The 20,217-nt window shown below is 49.9% G+C and carries 17 protein-coding genes; 3 read left to right on the top strand and 14 right to left on the bottom strand.

All coding sequences use genetic code 11. The features are described 5' to 3' along the window. Nucleotides 1-3 precede the first annotated feature (3 nt). From ACMGDE_RS09095 to purL, 6 genes are all read right to left on the bottom strand, one after another. The gene (locus ACMGDE_RS09095) at nucleotides 4-579 is read right to left on the bottom strand and encodes a hypothetical protein (RefSeq protein WP_436832458.1); all 576 of its coding nucleotides are present in this window, start codon (nucleotides 577-579) and stop codon (nucleotides 4-6) included. 129 nt (nucleotides 580-708) lie between these two features. Then, complete coding sequence (locus ACMGDE_RS09090; RefSeq protein ID WP_436832457.1) at nucleotides 709-1,734, bottom strand: porin; 1,026 nt, start codon at nucleotides 1,732-1,734, stop codon at nucleotides 709-711. A gap of 130 nt (nucleotides 1,735-1,864) precedes the next feature. After that, a complete protein-coding gene (locus tag ACMGDE_RS09085; protein ID WP_436832456.1) occupies nucleotides 1,865-3,187 on the bottom strand; it encodes an ammonium transporter in 1,323 nt (440 codons plus the stop codon). Nucleotides 3,188-3,584: 397 nt separating this feature from the next. Further along, nucleotides 3,585-4,571 carry a 2-dehydro-3-deoxygalactonokinase gene (locus ACMGDE_RS09080; RefSeq protein WP_436832455.1) on the bottom strand — a complete coding sequence of 329 codons (987 nt, stop codon included), beginning with the start codon at nucleotides 4,569-4,571 and terminating at the stop codon, nucleotides 3,585-3,587. Continuing rightward, nucleotides 4,571-5,719, bottom strand: coding sequence for a galactonate dehydratase (gene dgoD, locus ACMGDE_RS09075; RefSeq protein ID WP_436832454.1), 1,149 nt, complete (start codon nucleotides 5,717-5,719; stop codon nucleotides 4,571-4,573). Before dgoD ends, ACMGDE_RS09080 begins: the two co-directional genes overlap by 1 nt. A 37-nt stretch (nucleotides 5,720-5,756) precedes the next feature. Continuing rightward, the gene (gene purL, locus ACMGDE_RS09070; RefSeq protein ID WP_436832453.1) at nucleotides 5,757-7,979 is read right to left on the bottom strand and encodes a phosphoribosylformylglycinamidine synthase subunit PurL; all 2,223 of its coding nucleotides are present in this window, start codon (nucleotides 7,977-7,979) and stop codon (nucleotides 5,757-5,759) included. Between the two features lie 145 nt (nucleotides 7,980-8,124). Here purL and ACMGDE_RS09065 point away from each other — a divergent pair, with 145 nt between their 5' ends. From ACMGDE_RS09065 to coaA, 3 genes are all read left to right on the top strand, one after another. Continuing rightward, entirely contained in the window at nucleotides 8,125-9,183 is a 1,059-nt protein-coding gene (locus ACMGDE_RS09065) for a patatin-like phospholipase family protein (protein WP_436832452.1), read from the top strand. 85 nt (nucleotides 9,184-9,268) lie between these two features. Further along, entirely contained in the window at nucleotides 9,269-9,637 is a 369-nt protein-coding gene (locus tag ACMGDE_RS09060) for a methylglyoxal synthase (RefSeq protein WP_436832451.1), read from the top strand. A 40-nt stretch (nucleotides 9,638-9,677) separates the two neighbouring features. Beyond that, nucleotides 9,678-10,634: a type I pantothenate kinase gene (gene coaA, locus ACMGDE_RS09055; RefSeq protein ID WP_436832450.1), complete on the top strand. Its 957-nt coding sequence runs from the start codon at nucleotides 9,678-9,680 to the stop codon at nucleotides 10,632-10,634. Here the strand turns inward: coaA and ACMGDE_RS09050 are convergent. The 8 genes from ACMGDE_RS09050 to ACMGDE_RS09015 form a co-directional block, all read right to left on the bottom strand. Beyond that, entirely contained in the window at nucleotides 10,631-11,530 is a 900-nt protein-coding gene (locus ACMGDE_RS09050; RefSeq protein ID WP_436832449.1) for a mechanosensitive ion channel family protein, read from the bottom strand. The genes coaA and ACMGDE_RS09050 overlap by 4 nt on opposite strands. Before the next feature lie 32 nt (nucleotides 11,531-11,562). Further along, the gene (locus ACMGDE_RS09045; RefSeq protein WP_436832448.1) at nucleotides 11,563-12,057 is read right to left on the bottom strand and encodes a dihydrofolate reductase; all 495 of its coding nucleotides are present in this window, start codon (nucleotides 12,055-12,057) and stop codon (nucleotides 11,563-11,565) included. Nucleotides 12,058-12,069: 12 nt separating this feature from the next. Then, nucleotides 12,070-12,891: a thymidylate synthase gene (locus tag ACMGDE_RS09040; RefSeq protein WP_436832447.1), complete on the bottom strand. Its 822-nt coding sequence runs from the start codon at nucleotides 12,889-12,891 to the stop codon at nucleotides 12,070-12,072. Nucleotides 12,892-13,016: 125 nt separating this feature from the next. Further along, a complete protein-coding gene (locus ACMGDE_RS09035; RefSeq protein WP_436832446.1) occupies nucleotides 13,017-16,187 on the bottom strand; it encodes an efflux RND transporter permease subunit in 3,171 nt (1,056 codons plus the stop codon). 31 nt (nucleotides 16,188-16,218) lie between these two features. Beyond that, nucleotides 16,219-17,292 (bottom strand): efflux RND transporter periplasmic adaptor subunit, encoded by a 1,074-nt coding sequence (locus tag ACMGDE_RS09030; protein ID WP_436832445.1) that lies wholly within the window; start codon nucleotides 17,290-17,292, stop codon nucleotides 16,219-16,221. 18 nt (nucleotides 17,293-17,310) lie between these two features. Beyond that, entirely contained in the window at nucleotides 17,311-18,645 is a 1,335-nt protein-coding gene (locus ACMGDE_RS09025; protein ID WP_436832444.1) for a TolC family protein, read from the bottom strand. Between the two features lie 33 nt (nucleotides 18,646-18,678). Then, nucleotides 18,679-19,272: a TetR/AcrR family transcriptional regulator gene (locus ACMGDE_RS09020; RefSeq protein ID WP_436832443.1), complete on the bottom strand. Its 594-nt coding sequence runs from the start codon at nucleotides 19,270-19,272 to the stop codon at nucleotides 18,679-18,681. Between the two features lie 189 nt (nucleotides 19,273-19,461). Further along, nucleotides 19,462-20,160 carry an NUDIX hydrolase gene (locus ACMGDE_RS09015; protein ID WP_436832442.1) on the bottom strand — a complete coding sequence of 233 codons (699 nt, stop codon included), beginning with the start codon at nucleotides 20,158-20,160 and terminating at the stop codon, nucleotides 19,462-19,464. Between the last annotated feature and the right edge of the window lie 57 nt (nucleotides 20,161-20,217).

Here is a 20,217-nt window from a genome sequence, read left to right as displayed (position 1 = left end):
CAACTACATGTTGGTGGTAATCACGCCAGCCTGTCCAGCTGCTTTAATTTGAGCCGATAGTTGGTCAGCAAGGTCTTGGATCGTATCATGAGCGAAGGACCTTTGCTTATACCATATCCGTTCGTTGATCTTGCTTACCTTTTTTTCCAATGGAATAGGAAATCGGGTAGCTTTAATCCGTTTGCCGTAACGATCATTACGAAGGGGCTGGTACATGAGGTCTGTAAACCAATAGTTTAACGACCCATCATTATTTTCGGCCACTAAGGTGTAATGGAGCTGCCCAGCGACATAATTGCCGATACCTGCATGCTTTCGCATGGTGACACTGCCGGTGCTCTCCAGTCGGTTGTCAGTGTTAATGACAATTTTGTCTCCTCTCGCTTCCAGGAAACCGATCAGCCGTGCTCGGGCAACCGGAAACCTTACATTAGCAGGCAGCTCGTCAGACTTGTAGACTACAAACTTGCCTCGCTGATCGACTGCAAATTGGCCATTGTCTGTACCGAAATGACCTTTAAGCGGGCTTCCATGGGTAATAAATAAGCCCACGATGAATGTAATAATTAAGTTAACCATAAAAGATCCTCCCAATGCAATTCACCAAAATCCGTTCCAGCGGATATTGTGCGCAACGAATATACAAAAAAAGCCTAACAGGTAAGTCAAACCTGCTAGGCGTATCGAGACAATGTATTAAAACCGGCCTTAGAAGGCGTATACCAAGGCAAGCGAAAATTGGGATGCGCTTTTGGTTGGGTCCATATCCATGCTCTTGACGAACATCTCGGTGGATCCATTGTCCAGTCGGAATTCCGGAATGACCGTCAGCGGACCGGCTTTGACATTTGCCGACAGCGTCAGGCCGAGCACAGACTCCCCTGCTGGCACAAACGCCCAGCCATCTGCTTTCTCCTTGTAATATTCACCCCTCGCCCCCAATGCAAATGCATCGGTGAAGCCATACTGCACATATAACGCCCCACCTGAATACCCGCCGTCGGTATCACCGAAATCGGAGAAGTCTGCGGCATTCAAACCGACTTTAAATGCATCAGTAACCTGATATGCCGTGGTCAGGTCGATAATGGTGCCGGTGCCGCCGGTCAAAAAGTTGATATAAGCATCCCAACCTTCTACCGGAGACAAGGCCAATTGTGCCCCGAAATCAGAGACACCGTCAAAATCCTGCGGACTATTCCAATCGTTGAACAGCCCAACCATCAATGCCACCTTGTCCGAAAAGGCATACTGCGCCTTGATGCCCGCGTTTTGGAACGGTCCCGCGGAAAACAGATAGGAAGTGGAATAGTTGAAATTTCCGGTTGGCGAGATCAGTTCATATCCCACAAACGTACCCATGAAACCCGCGGTCATGGAAAACTTTTCGGTAAATGCATAGCTCATGTATAAGTTTTGGATGTGGAATGAATTACCATCCCCGGAATTGAGTATGGATTGGTATTGTCCACGTGGACCAAAGGATACATCGCCTACGAAAGATGCTTTTCCAACCGTTTTGCTTACGATCAGATCGATCATGCCCAATGAAACTGAATTCTGCTCGTTCGCGAAGGAGGTAGGGATATTGCCCAGTCCATCTTCGTTTTTATACCCCGAAAAGTCATATTTGTAATAGGCATCCACCGACCCCGAAATGGTTAATGATTCGTCCTGGGCCTGCACAAAAAACGCAGCCAATAATAAGTTTCCAGCAATAAAAATTTTTTTCATATTTGTGTAATTGAGCCTTACATGTAAGTTTAGTTCTTCAGGCCATTCTTCATGTAAGTGATTAAACCATCGGTATGAAGGATAGCGTGTGTTATTTATCACGTTATCCTCCAACCGTTTTTTATCCAGCTTAGTCTTCTACCAAGATGGTATAACCGCGGATGCCATGTTCGTGGCTATCCAAACCATGTTTTTCTGTTTCAGCACTGACACGCAGTCCTATGGTAACCTTGAGCATGTAGAAAATAACAAACGCACCAATTACCGCCGCTGCTCCGCAGATCAAGACACCATAAAGCTGCGACATAAACGAAGCGCCTTCTCCGAATATACCCGTAGCCAGCGTACCCCAAACACCACAGGTAAGGTGTACCGACACTGCGCCCACGCAATCGTCGAGTTTCAACTTATCCAATAACATCACCGAGAATACCACCAAAACACCGGCAATGCCGCCGATAAGCAACGCTTCAAACGGGGTAATGATATCCGCACTGGCCGTAATACCAACCAAGCCGGCCAGTATGCCATTCAGCACCATCCCGAAATCAATCCGTTTCATGGCGATCATACTGGTAAAATGGCCTCCGATAGCACCACCGCAAGCACCTAAGCAAGTCGTTACCAACACCAATGAAACCACGCCGGGATCTGCCGAAAGCACGGAGCCCCCATTAAAGCCGAACCACCCCAACCACAGTAAAAAGACACCTATGGTGGCCAACGGAACAGACGATCCGGCTATTTCACTGGTTTTGCCGTTTTCGTATTTGCCGATGCGCGGTCCCAATAACCAAATGCCTACCAACGCTCCCCAGCCGCCAATGGAGTGCACCAGCGTAGAACCAGCGAAGTCAATGAATCCCATTTCATCTAAAAAGCCGCCACCCCATTTCCAGCTGCCGATAATGGGATACACCAATGCTACATAGATCAACGTAAACGTCAGGTAGGCGCTTAACTTGATGCGTTCGGCCACTGCGCCGGACACGATTGTTGCGCAGGTAGCCGCAAACATGGCCTGAAAAAGGAAATCCGTCCAGAACGTGTAACCGCCATCAGCATAACCTGCGGTCACATCAGCCGCACCCGGCGTGAACCAAATCATGTCCCAACTCTCCTTGCCGAATCCCAAAAAACCATTGAAATCTCCGGGGTACATCAGGGCAAAACCGACAAGCGCATACGTGACAATTCCGAGTACGGGCGTCAACGTATTCTTAAATAAAATGTTCACGGTGTTTTTGGCTTGGGTAAATCCCGCCTCTACACTGGCAAAACCCAAATGCATGATGAATACCAAGGCTGTCGCAAGCATCATCCAAATGTTATTTGCTGTTAACAACGTGTCGGTGACAGAAGGCGCCTCCGCCGGTACGTCCTGCATCACCGATAATAGCGGAATAGCCATACCTGCACTGAACGGATCAGCCAAGTAGGATAAATTTGTCATAAAAAGCTCCATAATGCTTAAAAATTAGTTAGAAAACACGGTTAAAGTTATAAATGTAACAATTATAATAGCAAATATGTACAATAATTTCATTTAAGCAATTTTTTTATTGATATTTTTTCAAAAAAAATATTATTTATTTCGATTATCTACTTTTTTTGAGGAAAATAGATGATATTTCATCAAATATTATTCATATCAGACAAAAACTCAAGCACGGAGTCGAATTTATGAATCGTTTTTTTGGAAGCGAAGTGGATTAGCGTTCGTGAACCTAGTCGGTCAATAGAAGACCGTATCAGGCAATGCGACAATATATATTGAGAAAGATGCTGCACGAAGATTGCCTAGGATGCAAATTCATGCTTTCACGACTTTTCAGGACTGTTATCTGCGGCTATAAAAAATGGCTTATCTTAATCTGCCCGGCGATCACGGCCCAATCCATCCGGTGGGGCTCGACAAACATCGCCCGTGATACCAAGTCCAATTCTTCCAAGGCTAGCCGGTAAGGCAGGTACACGTTGCTGCCACTGCACAGCACGATCCGGTCTACCTCGCGTTTGAGCAGTCCGGCAAGTTCCGTCCCGATCAACAGTCCACTTAAATAATAATAATTCTCGGTCTTGGCATATCGGTCAAACAGTTCATTCACCCTCACGGAAAATAAGGCACTCAGGATATTGGTCGACATGGCGTAGGCCACGCCCCGGCGGAACACATCTTCCTCGGCAGGGCTCCACATGTCGTCAGGCTTTGGGATCGTTATCGCGCCCTTCAGGATGCTCTGATGTGCCATTAGGTGGAATACCTCACCGGTCATGAAGGTAGCAAAGTCTACCATCTTTCCGGCAACCACATGGACGTGCTTGGAGTGGGTCCCCGGAAAGATACAGACGGCTTCACCAGCGGCATTGAACGGCCGATCCATGGCGGCCAGTCCGACCAGTTGCGTCTCTTCTCCCCTCATCACATCTGCCGCGGCCTTGCAGCCGGAGATCAACAGCACCGGGTGATCAATCCGATCCCCTGTGTCGAGCGCCTGCACCACCGCGTTGCTTCCATCTATCGAAAAAGGCAGTTCGGCGTAAGGCAGTTGCCGCATACCGATGGTGGACGATGCCATGCCCGATATGACGACCGGGATGCCGCTTAGCGGGAAGGCTACCTGCTTTGAAAGCATGCCAATGCAAGCAACCAAGTGCTGCATGTAAAAAGACTCTTGGCTGGAGCGATGTGCCCCCTCGCTTTTCCATCGGCCGTACACTGCCGAAACGCCATCAGCCGTCTGAAGCTCAGCCGCGACCGCTTCACGCTGGATATCTACCAGCTTCAGCCGGAACGATGAAGTGCCCCAGTCGCAGCTCAGCATGAAGTCGCCCATTACCATTCCGTAATGCTTCCGTCTTCATTCCTCCAGACCGGATTTTTCCAGTCGTGTTCATGGATGGCCATTTCCCGCACTTTCTGTTCGTTGATCTGTATCCCCAGTCCCGGCAACTCCGGACGCGCCACATAACCATCGGTTATATTGAACACTTCGGGATTGTCGAGGTAGTCTAACAAATCAGTTCCCTCGTTATAGTGGATACCGATGCTGGTTTCTTGAATAATGGCGTTCACGCAATTAAAATCGACTTGCAGGGCAGCAGCAAACGAAATCGGGCCAAGCGGGCAATGGGGGGCCAGCGCCACATCATAAGCCTCTGCCATGCCCGCTATCCGCTTGACCTCGGAAATACCGCCCGCATGGCTAAGATCGGGCTGGATAATGTCAACGACGCCCTGTTCGAAGATGGATTTGAAGTCCCATCGGTTAAACATCCGCTCACCAGTGGCGATGGGCGCGCTCGTATACCGGGCCAACTGGGCAAATGCCTCCCTGTTTTCGGACAACACCGGTTCTTCGATAAACATCGGTTTCAGGTCCTCTAACCCACTCATAAAGCGCTTAGCCATCCCTTTGTGTATCCGCCCGTGAAAATCGATGCCGATGCCGATGTCATAACCCAGTGCGTCACGGACATCCTGGATACAGGAAATCGCATCCTGCACTTTCTTTGGCGTATCGATCCATTCCATTTCGGAAGATCCATTCATCTTGACCGCACGGAAACCCTCCTGCACCCGCTTCTTTGCTGCGTCGACCACATTGGCGGGCTTATCCCCGCCGATCCATCCATACACCTTCATCTTGTCGCGTACGGCCCCTCCTAATAGTTCATATACCGGTACGCCCAATGCCTTGCCCTTGATGTCCCACAGGGCTTGGTCGATGCCCGAGATCGCACTCATTAAAATGGGACCTCCTCGGTAGAATGCGCCTCGGTATAGCACCTGCCAGATGTCTTCAATATGGCGGGCATCCTTGCCGATCAAGTAGCCGGACATTTCTTCTACGGCCGCTTTAACGGTACGCGCCTTGCCTTCGACCACCGGTTCGCCCCAGCCTTCGATGCCGTTTTCGGTGGTGATCTTCAGGAAGAGCCACCGTGGTGGCACCATGAATAGTTCTAATTTTGCTATCTTCATGTCGACTAAATTAATGGCCAAGGCGCATTAGGGATATTTATTCGCCTAAAATATGTTCCAGTGCGTGATTATAGATCTCCTGCGCATGGTTTACGGTGTCGTAGAGCGCTTCATCCACGACGAATCCATTTTTAGTCACCGCTCCCAACAGCGAAAACTCTGTCCCGCTTGCCGCCAGCAACTCCACCAACCCTTCTTGCTTTTCGGGTTTTACGGATACCACGATCCGGCCTTGGGCTTCACCGAACAGGAACGCATCCTTCCGGATTTCGCTATCCGTATCGATCGCAAAGCCCAGGTTTCCGGCCATTGCTGATTCAGCCAGCGCTACATACAGGCCGCCATCTGACACGTCATGTGCAGACACGATGAGTTGCTCGTGGATGAGGTGTTTGAGCACCTGATGTGTCGCGTATTCCTCATCCAGATCAAAATAAGGGGCTGGAGAGGCTTTTACGCCGTGGTAGGAGGCCAAATATTGAGATGATGCGATATCATTTCGAGATTCACCGATCAGGTAGATATAATCGCCTTCTGCTTTGAAATCCAAGGTCATCAGATTGGACGCGTCCGGCATGATACCCAACATACCGATCGTGGGGGTTGGAAATACCGAGCCGCCATCGGGAGACTGGTTATAGAAACTGACGTTTCCGCCGGTTACCGGCGTCTGGAATTTGAGGCAGGCCTCTCCCATTCCCTTAATGGCATGTACAAACTGCCAATAGACCTCTGGGATATACGGATTTCCGAAGTTGAGGCAGTTGGTGATGGCCGAAGGTTCGCCACCGGCACACGTGATGTTACGAGCCGCTTCGGCAACAGCGATGGCACAGCCCTTTTGCGGGTCGGCATTCACATATCGCGCGTTGCAGTCAACCGTCAATACGATGGCTTTGTCGGTGCCTTTGACCGCCACCACCGCCGCATCGCTGGGTTTATTGGTCGTCATCGTGGCGGTACCGACCATGGAATCGTATTGGTTGGTTACCCACCGTTTAGAAGCAATGTTGGGATGGGCGAGCAGGTGCTGGGCCACGGCCCGCAGGTCTTCCGGTTCAGCCACGTCGTCGATCCTGAATTTTTGATATTCAGCAAAATAGGCCGGTTCCCGGTACTCCCGATGATAGACCGGTGCACCACCGCCCAGCACGAGGTCGTCGGCGGGTACATCGGCAACCAATTCACCGTGCATATAATATTCCAGGCGCTGGGTATCGGTCACTTCACCGATGATTGCACAGTTGAGATCCCACTTTTCAAATACAGCCTCTACATCGGCCTCCCGGCCTTTCTCCACCACGATCAGCATCCGTTCCTGCGACTCAGACAGCAGGATCTCATAAGGCTTCATGTTGGCCTGGCGGGTGGGCACGTTATCCAGGTCAATGCGCATGCCATGCTTCCCTTTGGCAGACATCTCCGAGTTGGAGCAGATGATCCCGGCAGCGCCCATGTCCTGCATGCCGATTACCGCGCCCGTCTTGATGACCTCCAGCGTAGCCTCCAAGAGAAGTTTTTCCTGAAAGGGGTCTCCCACCTGCACGGCAGGCAGGTCATTGACCGAATCCTCGGTAATGTCTTTGGACGCGAATGCTGCTCCATGTATGCCATCCTTGCCTGTAGCCGACCCGACAATATAAACCGGATTGCCCACACCGTATGAGGTGGCAGACACCGTCTCGCCTGCTTTCACGATACCTGCTGACATCGCGTTGACCAAGGGGTTTACCTGATAACAATCATCAAAAAAAACTTCGCCGCCTACGGTGGGAATACCGAACGCATTGCCGTAATCGCCAATGCCTTTCACCACGCCCTTGATGAGCCACTGCGTGCGCGGATGGTTGATATCGCCGAAGCGCAGCGAATTGAGCTGCGCGATCGGACGGGCGCCCATCGTAAAAATATCGCGATTGATGCCCCCGACCCCTGTAGCCGCCCCCTGATAGGGTTCCAGCGCCGAAGGATGGTTGTGCGACTCGATCTTGAACGCACATCCGAGCCCATCACCGATATCTACCAGTCCGGCATTTTCCTCACCGGCCTTCGCCAGCATATGCGGACCATCTTTGGGCAATGTCTTGAGCCAAACGATGGAGTTTTTATAAGAGCAGTGTTCACTCCACATCACCGAAAAGATCGACAATTCGGTAAAATTGGGTGTCCGCCCCAGGATTTCGGTAATGCGTTCAAATTCTTCGGGCAAAAGTCCCAATTCGGTTGCGGTATCTACGGTGGCCAGTTCCTGTGTTTCCAAGATGAATCAAGTATAAAGTGGTGAAATATGCCGCAAATTTAAGGATAAGATTTGACATTCGGCGCAGCCATGTCAACGTAGAAGACACACAATCCCTTGCAAAATTCATTCAAAAAAAACTATTTTTACAGGCAAAGTATCACCCATGAAGAGAATTCTTTCGATCGATGGCGGCGGAATACGGGGAATCATTCCCGGTATGCTATTGGTTGCACTCGAACGGCGGCTGAAACGCATCAGCCAAAATCCGGATGCGGCCATCGTCGACTATTTTGATTTCTTTGCGGGCACCAGCACAGGCGGCATTCTCACCTGTCTGCTGCTTTGCCCTGATGAGCAGCAACCCACACGGCCCAAATTTTCGGCAAAAGAAGCCCTGGATATTTACGTAGACCATGGCGGCGAGATCTTCAAGGCCGGGTTTTTCCGTCGGCTGGTCGCAAAATTTGGCTTGTTGAGCGAACGCTACCCTGCCGCAGCCTTGGAACAGGTGCTCGAGGCCTATTTCGGCGATACCAAGCTAAGCCAGCTGCTCAAGCCCGGCATCGTTACCGCTTATAATATTGAGCTCCGCAAAACACATTTTTTCAGGCAACAAACCGCTATTGCACGTGGCGACTCACGCGATTTTTATTTGCGTGATGTCTGCCGGGCTACTTCGGCGGCTCCTACCTATTTCAGCGTGGCGGAGATCTATTCCATGAGCGGCACACGCTACCCCCTGCTCGACGGGGGCGTATTTGCCCCGAACCCCTCCATGAGCGCATTGGTGGAAGTGACCAGAGCCTTCAATGAAACCAAAATCAATGACATTTCCATCTTCTCGTTAGGCACGGGACGATCGAGAAAAGCCTATGAATACGAACACTTCAAAAAAAGTCGCGCGATATCCATCGGACCTGCCTTGATTGACATCATGATGAGCGGTGCCGCCGAAAGCAGCGATTTCTTCTTGCAACAACTCTATAAGTCTGCCGGCAAAACTGAGCAATACATCCGAGTGGAACCAAGCAACCTGGATAGTATCCACGAAGAACTCGATGCCGCTGATCGCGGCAATATTCAGAAATTAATCGCGTTAGGCGATCAGGTGGTCAGCGAAAACGATGAGTTGCTCACCCGAATGGTGACCCAATTGGTTGAGGAAAAAGAGCAGGCCCAATCCAAAGGCCCTTGGCGTTTTTTGTCCGCCATCAAAGGGTAAGCCACCCAACGCGGCAATCGTAACCGCCAAAGCCAGCATTGATGCCAATGAACGTAAACAATTATCAATAATCTGAAATCAATTCATGGAACAAAAAACAATAGCGCTTATCGCACATGACGGAAAAAAGCCTGAAATGGTCGGGTTTGTCAAAGACCATATCCAGTTGCTGCGTAGCGCTAAGCTCATCGCCACCGGCACGACAGGGTCCTACATCCGGCAAACCGGCTTGGAAGTGGAGCTGAAATTAAGTGGACCCCGGGGTGGCGATGCGCAGATTGCTGCACTCGCCGCCGAGGGAAAGGTAGATGCCATCATCTTCTTCCGCGATCCACTCGGCAAACACGCCCATGAGCCGGATATCCAGACGTTGATGCGCGTATGCGATGTATACAACGTACCTTTGGCCACCAATCCGGCTACTGGTGAACTGATTTTAACGGGAATGCTTTAAACTTTTTTACCTATGTTTGCAGCTTCCCAACACTTTTGGTATGGTCTATACTGATAACGGCATCGCGTATTCCCCTTTTCGCCATATCACGCGAGAAGAATGGAGCACACTCAATGGCCATCCTTCCTATCCGATCGCAGATACCGACATTCATAAGTTGAATGCCTTGAATGAGCCGCTGACCCTGCAAGAAATCGAAGAGGTTTATTTCCCGCTGAGTCACCTGCTGCAGATCCACATCGACAGCTATCGCCAATTGCATGGAAACGCCAATGCGTTTTTCAATAACCACACCAAGCGGCTTCCCTTCATCATCGGGATTGCAGGAAGTGTCGCGGCAGGCAAAAGCACCACGGCTAGGGTACTCCAACGGGTATTGTCGTTATCTCCCGGAAATCCAAAGGTTGATCTCATCACGACCGACGGATTCCTTCATCCCAACAGTTATTTGGAATCAAAGGGAATCCTCAACCGCAAAGGCTTTCCAGAGAGCTATGACACCAGGCGGTTGCTCGGCTTTCTATCGGACATCAAATCTGGCAAAGAGTCAGTTTCAGCCACCGTATATTCACATTTGGCCTACGACATCATCCCGGAAGAACTGCAATGGGTGACCCAACCCGATGTGTTGATCGTAGAAGGCATCAATGTGCTACAAGTAAACATGAAAGGCAAACATCGCGGACCCCGCGTTTTCGTGTCGGATTTTTTCGATTTCTCGATCTATGTAGATGCGGACCCCGCCAACCTGTTGGAGTGGTATATCCAGCGCTTTGAATGGCTGCGCAAAACAGCATTTCAGAACCCGCAATCTTATTTCCATCGCTATGCCGACCTGAGCGAACAACAAAGTATGGCCATGGCCACCAACATCTGGAATGAGATCAACAAGCCAAACCTATTGAAGAATATTTTGCCCACCCGCTTCCGGGCTGACCTGATCCTTGAAAAGGGAAGCCATCATTTCGTCAAAAGCGTCAAGATCAGAAAAGTTTAGCCCGCGTTGGTTTTCCGCACTTGTTCCGCATCATACGCGATCACGTGCTGGTATAAGTCGTTCCGTATTTTTTTACGGAGGTTGCTGTCTTTTTTGGTCGTGAAAAATTGCAGTTTATATTGCACCACATCCTTCCCCACACCCACGACTTTAAACTGGAAGCTGCCGGTCACCACATCGCCCGCGTATTGTTTTACCACCTCCTCGAGGCTCTTCGCCAGCGCCTCCTGATCGTATGAATGCGATAAGGGCAACTCGAAATCCATGGACAGCTTCTTGGAGTTTTGGAGCGTCTGGTTGATGATGTTTGCCGTAAATGCCGTATTATTCGGAATAAGGACAATGTCATCGTCGTCATTCTTGACCATGATATTCGCCAGCGTAATGTCCATTATCTTGCCTTTGTGCTCCCCTATCCGCACGTTATCGCCAATGGTAAACTGGTCAGAAAACATGATCAGGAGGCCGCTGATCATGTTGGTAATGTAATCCTTGAACAGCAAGGCGATCGCCATGGCGACAATCGTAATACTGGTCAAAAACTCCTTCGGGTTGATGCCAAAAACCAGCATCAACCCTAAAATCACGAACGCGACATTCAACAATGTCGCAATCTGGTTGATGCCCAAAATGTAATTGCCCCTTACCCGGTTGTTCTTGATGTTGCGCCGCTTGTATAAAGAGATGAGCGTAAATCGGCCGATCGAAATGAGGATACTGCCGGTTAGGAATATGTTTACACCATAGGCCAATTGACCCAATCGCGGATAATCGCGGTATAGCTCCAACTCTACGGCAAGCGAATAAGCAATAGCTAACCAGAGCGCGATCTTGAACACAAAAAAAACGGCGTCTCTCAGGTTTCGTCTTCTTGCGATATCGGGTTCCACTACCATGACGTTGAAATTACTGCGTGTAGTACTATCGATTATGTTCGTTCGTACAGCATGAAGGTATAACCATAGGCGTGCCGTTCATCGGGGGCATGATCTTCTGCGGACACCAATGTCCATTCGGTTTCATCCAGCTTGGGGAAATAAGCATCTCCATTCACCGATGTATGTACCCGAGTGAGGTAAATACGGTGTATAATAGGCAATGCTTGCCGGTATATTTCGGCTCCGCCGACGATGAATACCGCTCCCTCATCGGTGCAGCGCTCCAATGCTGCCGCCAAGGAGTGCACCACTTCTGCGCCGGCTACGGCATAATCCGGCTGGCGGGTGATGATGATGTTGCGGCGGTTAGGCAGGGGCTTGCCCAGCGATTCAAACGTCTTCCGCCCCATGATCACCGGGTGTCCGGAGGTCGTCCGCTTGAAAAAACGAAGGTCATTTGGCAAGTGCCACAGCATTTGATTGTCCTTACCGATGGCGCCGTTTGTCGCAGCGGCCACAATAGCGGATACAACTGGTTTTTCCATAGTGTGTACGCCTTATACCGCCACCGGCGCTTTGATGCGCGGATATGGATCATAGTTCAACAGGTTGAAATCCTCAAACGTGAACGCGAAGATATCGGTCACCGACGGATTGATCACCATCGTTGGCAGGGGCTTCGGCTTGCGGCTCAATTGCAGCTCCACCTGCTCGAAATGGTTGCTATAAAGATGCGCATCGCCGAAGGTGTGAATAAATTCTGCGGCCTCCATGTCACATACTTGGGCCACCATCATCGTAAGCAGTGCATACGAGGCAATATTGAATGGAACGCCCAGAAAGATATCGGCACTACGCTGGTATAACTGGCAGGAAAGCCGCGGCTTAAGGCTGCCATTTGCAGGATCGGGAGGCGACACATAAAATTGGAAAAACGCATGGCAAGGCGGGAGCGCCATGTGCTCGATCTCGGCTACGTTCCAGGCCGATACGATAATCCGGCGCGAATCCGGAGTGGTCTTTAACTGCTGGATGATCTTTTTGATCTGATCGATATGTCCGCCATCGGGCGTGGGCCATGAACGCCATTGCGAGCCGTAGACCGGTCCCAGGTTTCCCTGCTCATCGGCCCATTCGTCCCAGATGCTCACCCCGTTTTCCTTGAGGTACTGAATATTGGTGTTGCCCTGGAGGAACCAGATCAGTTCGTGGATGATGGACCGCAGGTGCGTCTTTTTGGTGGTCACCAACGGGAATCCCGCCCGGAGATCAAACCGCATTTGATAGCCAAAGACGCTGCGGGTACCCGTACCCGTGCGGTCTTGTTTATCCACACCGTTTTCATACACATAGCGCATTAGATCGAGGTATTGCTTCATGATAAGTCGTCCCTTTTGGCGAGTAAAGATAAGGAGATTTAACGATTGTACGAATAAAAAAGTCCCGGGCGTAGCACCCGGGACCGGCAAACTATTGAATCGAATCATCCACGTGTGTCAAATCCTTACACCGGTTCGTCCTCGTATTCTTTCACATCCTTGTGCACATATTCTTCGACCATCAGGTCTTCGATCGGACGGCCCTTCTTGTCCAATCCGAACCGGTGCAGCAGGTTATCCACCATTTGGTAGATCACCGGAACGACGATCAGCGTGAGGAAGAGTGAACTCACCAAGCCGCCGATGATCACCCACGCCAGGCCATTCTTCCACTCCGCACTGGGGCCTGTGGCGATCGCAATGGGGAACATCCCGAACACCATCGCGATGGTGGTCATCAGGATGGGACGTAAACGTGCCTGGTTGGCCAGAATCAATGCTTCCCGCGTAGATTTGCCTTCCGCTTTTAAGTGGTTGGTAAAGTCTACCAGGATGATGGCATTTTTGGCCACCAAACCGATCAGCATGATCAGCCCTAAGATGGTGAATATATTCAAGGTATTATTGGTAAGGGCCAGTGCCAACAGCGCGCCGATGATGGACAGCGGGATGGAGAACATGACCACCAAGGGGTATACGAAACTGTCATATAAGGCGACCATGATGAAGTACACCAATAAAACCGATGCGAGCAGTGCGATACCCAAGGTACCGAAGCCCTCCGATTGTTGCTCCATATCGCCGCTCCATACATAACTAACCCCGCTGGGCACGTGAAGCTGGTCCATTTGACCTTCCAAATCAGCCGCGATCGAACTAACGGGACGTCCTACCACCTGCGACTGTACCTTGACGGCCGTACTCTTGTCGCGACGTTCCAGCTGACTTGGGCCGGAGCCTTCGCGGATGGTGGCGAATTGGGACAACCGGATTAACTGACCGCTATTGTTGGCAAATAAAAGATTGCTCACGTCTTCCACATTTTTACGATCATAATCATCGAAACGGATATTGATGTCATACTCGTATTCACCCGAGCGGTATTTACCATCCGTATTGCCATTAAATGCCGTCTGCATGGTGGCACCCACGGTTTGAAGATTCAAACCAAGTGCCGCCATTTTATCGCGGTCCACCTCTACCGTGATTTCAGGCGTACCGGCTTCCACGGAGAGCTTGGCTTCTGAAGTGCCCGGAATCTTACGCACCAAGGCCAACACATCCTCCGCGTACGTCAATACGCTATCCAGATCCGAACCGATCACGACCATTTCCAATGGGGCCTGCTCGGCGAAACCGACGATACTGATGGGGACGGTTTTAATCTTAGCGCCGACCAGCACTTTTTCCAATTCGCGCTTGATCTTTGCCGCGTAGATATTACTTGGATCTTCCCGTTCTTTCTTCTCCACCAGCTTGACCGTGATCTCCGATTTATACATGGTAGACAGCGCGCCGGCCATCGCATCGCTGGACTGCCCGACGGTCGTGATCATCGATACAATTTCGGGCTTTTTCTGTAGAAATGCTTCGGCGCGTTGGGTCATCTGGTTGGTCTGCTCGATAGACGCGTCCTTCGGCATTTCAATCTGCACCAAAAACTCCCCTCGGTCGCCCTGCGCGAAGAACTCCCCGCCGATAAAGCCACCGGCAAGCAAGCCAAAAGAGGCAAACAGCAAGACGGTAACCAACGCCAGTGTGATGAATTTATGACCAAGCGACCACTTGAGCACACCGGTCACCCACCGGGTAAACCGATGCAGTTGATTTTCAAACCAGAGGATGAACCGCCCGAAAATATTCTTGTCAGACACCCGCTCCAACTTGCCAAACCGCGAGGTAAGCAGCGGAACAATGGTAAATGATGCCAATAAGCTGAGCAACGTTGCAATGACCACGACTACACAGAACTCGCGCAAAATATCGGATACCATCCCGGTACTGATGGCGATCGGGAAGAATACCACCACAATAACCATCGTGATCGAGATAACGGTAAATCCGATTTCCTTGGCCGCATCGTAGGATGCCCTTACCTTATTTTTGCCCATCTCCATGTGGCGATAGATGTTTTCGATCACCACAATGGCATCGTCTACCAGAATACCCACCACCAACGAAAGTCCCAGCAATGACATCAGGTTGAGTGTATACCCAAAGAGATTGATGCCGATAAACGTAGCAATCAGGGAAGCCGGAATGGCCACCATCACGATCACCGCATTCCGGAGGCTATGCAAAAAGAACAACATCACCACCGCTACCAGTATAACGGCTAAAAAGAGGTCGAATATAACCGCATTGGCCGATTCCAAGGTGTATGTTGAACTGTCATTGGCGATATTGATTTGCAGTCCCTCCTTCTGATAGGTCTGCATCAGCTCGCCGATGCTTTGTTGTATGCCTTCGCTCACTTCCACCGCGTTGGCGTCTGACTGCTTCAGCACCTGAACCACCAATGCACTTTTTTGGTCGACCCGCGCGATCTTATCAACATCTTTCTGCGTGTCTTGTACGTCAGCAATATCACGGATGCGTATCTGTGCACCGCCGGTTGGCGTGGCAATCACCAGGTTACGCAACTCATCAACCGATTTGTATTTACCTGCCAGCCGCACCAAGATATCCTGGTTCTCGGTCTTCACACTCCCCGTGGGGAAGTCAAGATTCGACGTCAAAATCGCCTGTTGCACCTGCGCAATAGACAGGCCGTATCCCTCCAGCTTCGAAGCATCAATGCTGACCTGGATTTCGCGTTCTTGTCCGCCGATCAGGTTTACCTGCGCAACCCCTGCAACCCGCGATAACACGGGTTGGACGCGTTTATCGATCAGGTCGTAAAAAGCTGCCTCATCGATACTACCCGTGGTAGCCAGGGTGAGTATCGGAAGGTCATCCAACGAAAATTTAGCCAACGACGGGGCTTCCGCATCATCCGGCAGTTCCGAAAGAATGGCATTGACCTTCCGCTGGGCATCGTTCAACGAATAATCCACATCAGCTTCACTGTTCAACTCAATGACCACCATCGAAAGGCTCTCATAGGAAGTAGCATCCAGCTTCTTGATATTTTCCAAAGAGGCCACCGCATCCTCGATTTTCTTGGTGACCGTGTTTTCCACTTCACTGGGCGAAGCACCGGGATACATGGTGGTGATAGAGACCACAGCCGGCGTAAATTTAGGGAGCAACTCGTAGTTTAACGAGAAATAGCTCATGATGCCCAGCAACGTCAGCACGGTGAAAACCACAATGACGATGGACGGGCGTTTTATCGATATTTCTGCTATCTTCATGCTGTGAGATATGAAATGTGAAACATTTATGTTAACGGGTCGCGGCTGAATCGGCTTGCGTCTGCACCTTCGCCCCATCCACCAAATTGATCTGTCCGCTGGTGATCACGGTTTCGCCCGCTTCAAGGCCTTTCAATATTTCCACCTGCTCACCGAAAATCCGTCCAGACACTACTTCACGGACACGGGCAGTCGTATCCGACCCGAGTACGTATATACGGTTACTATTGACACCACCGGCAAACGCCCCGCGTGGGATCAAGATCGTCGGCTCCTGCTGCGGGAATTTAAAGTGAGCGGTGCCATACATGCCTGCTTTCAATTCGCCGCTGTTGGCTACCGTAATTTCTACCGGATAGTTCAATGTGTTATCGGCCTTTGCTGCAATAAAGCTGACGGTGCCCTTAAACTCCCTATCAGGGAACACAGTGCTCATAATGGTTACCGGGTCACCCACGTTGAGGTTTACCACCTGGGTTTCATTGGCCGTCACTTTCAGCTTCAATTGAGAAAGATCGACGATCTCGAAAAGCTCGGTACCCGCCGACAGGTAGGCACCTACCTCGATATCGCGGCGGTTGATGACGCCGTTGATCGGTGATTTGATGCTGGCATCCTGTACCCGACGGTTGGCTTGCTGCAGCCTGATCTCGGCGTTACGCAGCTGCAATTCGATATCGTCGAGTTGTGAGCGGGTTACCCCGCCCGTTTCAAACGAGCTTTTGTACCGCTCGTGATCTGTCTTCAGCTTCCGAAGCGCATCTTCCGCAGCCTGTTTATCCAAGCTCAGGATTTCAGGATCTACGAGCGCCAATACCTGTCCACGGCCGACCCTGGCGCCCTCTTTAACCAAAATACGGGTGACCCGTCCGCTCACTTCCGAAAGCAGGGTGAGATCCTGATTGGCCGCAAAATTCCCATTGGCCGAGAAATCGAGGATGATCGGCTGCTTGCTTACCTGAGCGGCTTTAACCACGATGGCGCCACCTGTTTCGGCCACCACAGCGGTTTTTGCCTCATTCTCTTTCTTGTTATTGGTCAATACCCATCCGATAAGCGCGAGTACCCCTATAACAACAACGATGATAATAATGATTCGTTTCATATACGTTTGATGATGATTTTATTCGTTTACTAATGATTTGATTTGTCCGTTTGCCTTCTTTAATTGAACCTCTGCAATCTTATAATTCAACAGTGCCTGGGTATAGCTATTTTGCGCTTGCGTCAACGCATTTTCCGTATCGAGCAGATCGGTCAACGGGGCCAGTCCGTTGTTGTAGTTATTCTGCGTGCTTTCATACACCTCTTGGGCCAATTGCACGTTTTGCCGCTGCGATCGGATGGTGTTCGATGCATTCTTCAATTGGATCTTTGCATTTTCATTGGCCAGGTTCAGCGATTGTTTAGTGTTCCACAAATCCTGCTCCGCCTTGAGGTAGTCTACTTTCGCCTTGCCCATCCGCGCACGGGTGGCAAATCCATTAAAAATCGGCACACGCAAATTGAGGCCGATCAACATCGAACCAAACCGTGCCGCCATGGGATCTTCTGAACTCCTGTACAGGTAGTTAAATCGGTCGGACATGGCGGTGTAGGTATAATTGCTGACCAGCGACAAGGTAGGGTAATATTCGGCTTTATAAGCCTTATACTGCAGGTCTAGCAATTCCAGCTGCTGATTCATCACCTTGAGCTCCACTAACCGATCCATCCGATCAGCGTCGTCCGGAAAGTCCAACGCATCCGGTACCGCGTTCAACTCGGTATCAGGCAGTGAAATCGCCGTTTCAATAGGCATGCCCATGGCATATTTCAGTTGATTTTCCAGTTGCACAATACCATTGACCAGTTCTTCCCGTTGATTTTCCAGATTTGTGATGTTGACCTTGATGCGGTCGACATCTATTTTCTTGGCAAGACCATTTTCATATTGATTGGATACGATTTCATTGATCACCCGGATATTTTTCAGATTAGTGTCAATGACGCCCAGTTGTTCCCGGTTTACCAACACCTGGTAATAATTCGTAGCAACCAGCTCAATGACCTGTTCTTCGGTCATTTCGGCTGTCAATTCATAAAACGCACTCGTCGCTTTTGCGGCCTTTAAACCGGTAAAAACCTGTTGATTAAACACCTGTTGGCTCAGCTGTGCGCCAATATGCGAATCCCAGGGCTGCCCGATGGTAACCGACTGTCCCGCAAATACCAATTTACCAATGACCGGATTGTAATTCAGTGCTCCGGTACCCTCTACCTGCGGCAACGCGGAGGCCCTGACCTCAGCAACCTGGTATCGCCCTCCCTCAACATCCAATTGGGCCTTTTTTATCGATTCGCTGTGCGCAAGGGCATAATCAAGGGCGTCTTTCAACGTCAGCGACTGTTGAGCTGTGACCAGATTTACACTTGATAGACTAACGAAGACTATCGCTAAAATTAATCGTATATTCATTGTTGATATGTTCATATTATTTGCTTTCGGACATTATTTTTTGATGCCATTGATGAAGATAGCTGCAGCTTGTTTCTGTTTTTCAATGATCCGGTCCAACTCCTCCTTATCCACCAGGGCGTGCGGCAGGGCCTGGTCACAAAACATCGCCAGGCCGCGCATGAGGGCAACGTACAGTTCAGACGTAGACGGGACATCAAATGTTACAAGTTCGTTACGCTTTATTCCCTTCTCGAATATCCTCGAAGTGGTGTCCTTTTCCCGCTGAAACATCTTCTTTGCCAATTCCATCCACCGCTCTTCGTTCATGTTCATTTCATGCAGATTGATGATCAGCATAAAATACTTTTCAAAGTATTCTTTCTTAATGTCCAGCATGCGAATGAGCATGTCCAATGTACTGGGAGCCTCTTCCAATGCCTGATTGATCATTACGTCACTCTCGTCAATGATCTGATACGCGATGGCTTCGATGAGCGAGAACTTATCCGGAAAATAATAGTATAAGTTTGCTTTCGAGAGCTTCAAGTCTTCAGCGATCTCACTCATAGACGTTTTGGCGATGCCAAAATGCGAAAAACGTCTCAGCGCTGCATTCAGTATCTGATCCCGTTTATCGTCTGTCATGTATTTTTACCATTTTACCGTTTGACTATTTTTAAATTTTGGTCAAAAGTAAAGGTTCATGACGAGATTGCCAAACGAAATGTTCTTTGTTGGGCGCCGTGCCTACTTTTTTACACAGCACTTACAAATCCTTCGCTTGGCAAAGAAAACCGGTGGGTATGACAACCCTATGGCAGTGGGATTTTTGGTTTACCTGGAAAATGTCAGCTCGTTTTGGAATACCTTAGCATATTTGCGCTTATCGAGTTTATAAAGGCGGGCAGCCCGATACGAAACGCCTCGCTGGAACTCCGGCAGTTCCTTCAAAATATGATAGTTGAGCATTTTTTTCCGAAAATTCCGCTTATCCAGTTTACGCCCCCAGATGGCCTCGTAGAGTTGCTGCAATTGGGTGAGTGTAAATTTTTCGGGCAGGAGTTCAAATGCGATGGGGCTGTAACTGATCTTGCGCCTTACCTTCACGATGCTCTTATCAATAATATGCCGGTGATCAAAAGCCAGTTCGGGCAGGTTGTTCAGTGAATGCCAATTCGCTTGCCGGGCATAGTCGGTCACGGGTGCAGGCTGGCTTTTGAGATCGTCCAGCCGCAGCAATGCATAATAGGCGACGGTAATGATGCGACCCTGGGGGTGCCGCTTGAGGTCACCGAAGGTATACAACTGTTCCATATAGATGCCCCGCAACCCCGTATGTTCGTATAAAATCCGCTTTACGGCATCATCAATATTCTCATTATGCTCCACGAAGAAGCCCGGCAGCGCCCACCATCCTTTAAACGGATATTCATTGCGTTCAATAAGCAGGACCTTTAATTCCCCTTCGTGAAATCCAAAAATTACGCAATCCGTCGTAAAGATGGATTGCAAATGTGGTAAATTTGATTGCAAAGCGTTTATTATTTAGTTTACTAATTGGGTTTAATTCATTAATTTTGCTCACTTAAA

Origin of the sequence: Parapedobacter brassicae (genome assembly GCF_051400755.1) — a bacterium.
GTDB lineage: Bacteria > Bacteroidota > Bacteroidia > Sphingobacteriales > Sphingobacteriaceae > Parapedobacter.
Note: the sequence above shows the minus strand (reverse complement) of the source record. Positions and strands in the feature narration are given on the sequence as shown.

What these genes read in the sequence shown, in the direction of transcription:
- ACMGDE_RS09095 (WP_436832458.1), bottom strand. Translation starts at nt 579, where the DNA reads ATGGTTAACTTAATTATTACATTCATCGTGGGCTTATTTATTACCCAT.
- ACMGDE_RS09090 (WP_436832457.1), bottom strand. Translation starts at nt 1,734, where the DNA reads ATGAAAAAAATTTTTATTGCTGGAAACTTATTATTGGCTGCGTTTTTT.
- ACMGDE_RS09085 (WP_436832456.1), bottom strand. Translation starts at nt 3,187, where the DNA reads ATGACAAATTTATCCTACTTGGCTGATCCGTTCAGTGCAGGTATGGCT.
- ACMGDE_RS09080 (WP_436832455.1), bottom strand. Translation starts at nt 4,571, where the DNA reads ATGGGCGACTTCATGCTGAGCTGCGACTGGGGCACTTCATCGTTCCGG.
- dgoD (WP_436832454.1), bottom strand. Translation starts at nt 5,719, where the DNA reads ATGAAGATAGCAAAATTAGAACTATTCATGGTGCCACCACGGTGGCTC.
- ACMGDE_RS09065 (WP_436832452.1), top strand. Translation starts at nt 8,125, where the DNA reads ATGAAGAGAATTCTTTCGATCGATGGCGGCGGAATACGGGGAATCATT.
- ACMGDE_RS09060 (WP_436832451.1), top strand. Translation starts at nt 9,269, where the DNA reads ATGGAACAAAAAACAATAGCGCTTATCGCACATGACGGAAAAAAGCCT.
- coaA (WP_436832450.1), top strand. Translation starts at nt 9,678, where the DNA reads ATGGTCTATACTGATAACGGCATCGCGTATTCCCCTTTTCGCCATATC.
- ACMGDE_RS09050 (WP_436832449.1), bottom strand. Translation starts at nt 11,530, where the DNA reads ATGGTAGTGGAACCCGATATCGCAAGAAGACGAAACCTGAGAGACGCC.
- ACMGDE_RS09045 (WP_436832448.1), bottom strand. Translation starts at nt 12,057, where the DNA reads ATGGAAAAACCAGTTGTATCCGCTATTGTGGCCGCTGCGACAAACGGC.
- ACMGDE_RS09040 (WP_436832447.1), bottom strand. Translation starts at nt 12,891, where the DNA reads ATGAAGCAATACCTCGATCTAATGCGCTATGTGTATGAAAACGGTGTG.
- ACMGDE_RS09035 (WP_436832446.1), bottom strand. Translation starts at nt 16,187, where the DNA reads ATGAAGATAGCAGAAATATCGATAAAACGCCCGTCCATCGTCATTGTG.
- ACMGDE_RS09030 (WP_436832445.1), bottom strand. Translation starts at nt 17,292, where the DNA reads ATGAAACGAATCATTATTATCATCGTTGTTGTTATAGGGGTACTCGCG.
- ACMGDE_RS09025 (WP_436832444.1), bottom strand. Translation starts at nt 18,645, where the DNA reads ATGAATATACGATTAATTTTAGCGATAGTCTTCGTTAGTCTATCAAGT.
- ACMGDE_RS09020 (WP_436832443.1), bottom strand. Translation starts at nt 19,272, where the DNA reads ATGACAGACGATAAACGGGATCAGATACTGAATGCAGCGCTGAGACGT.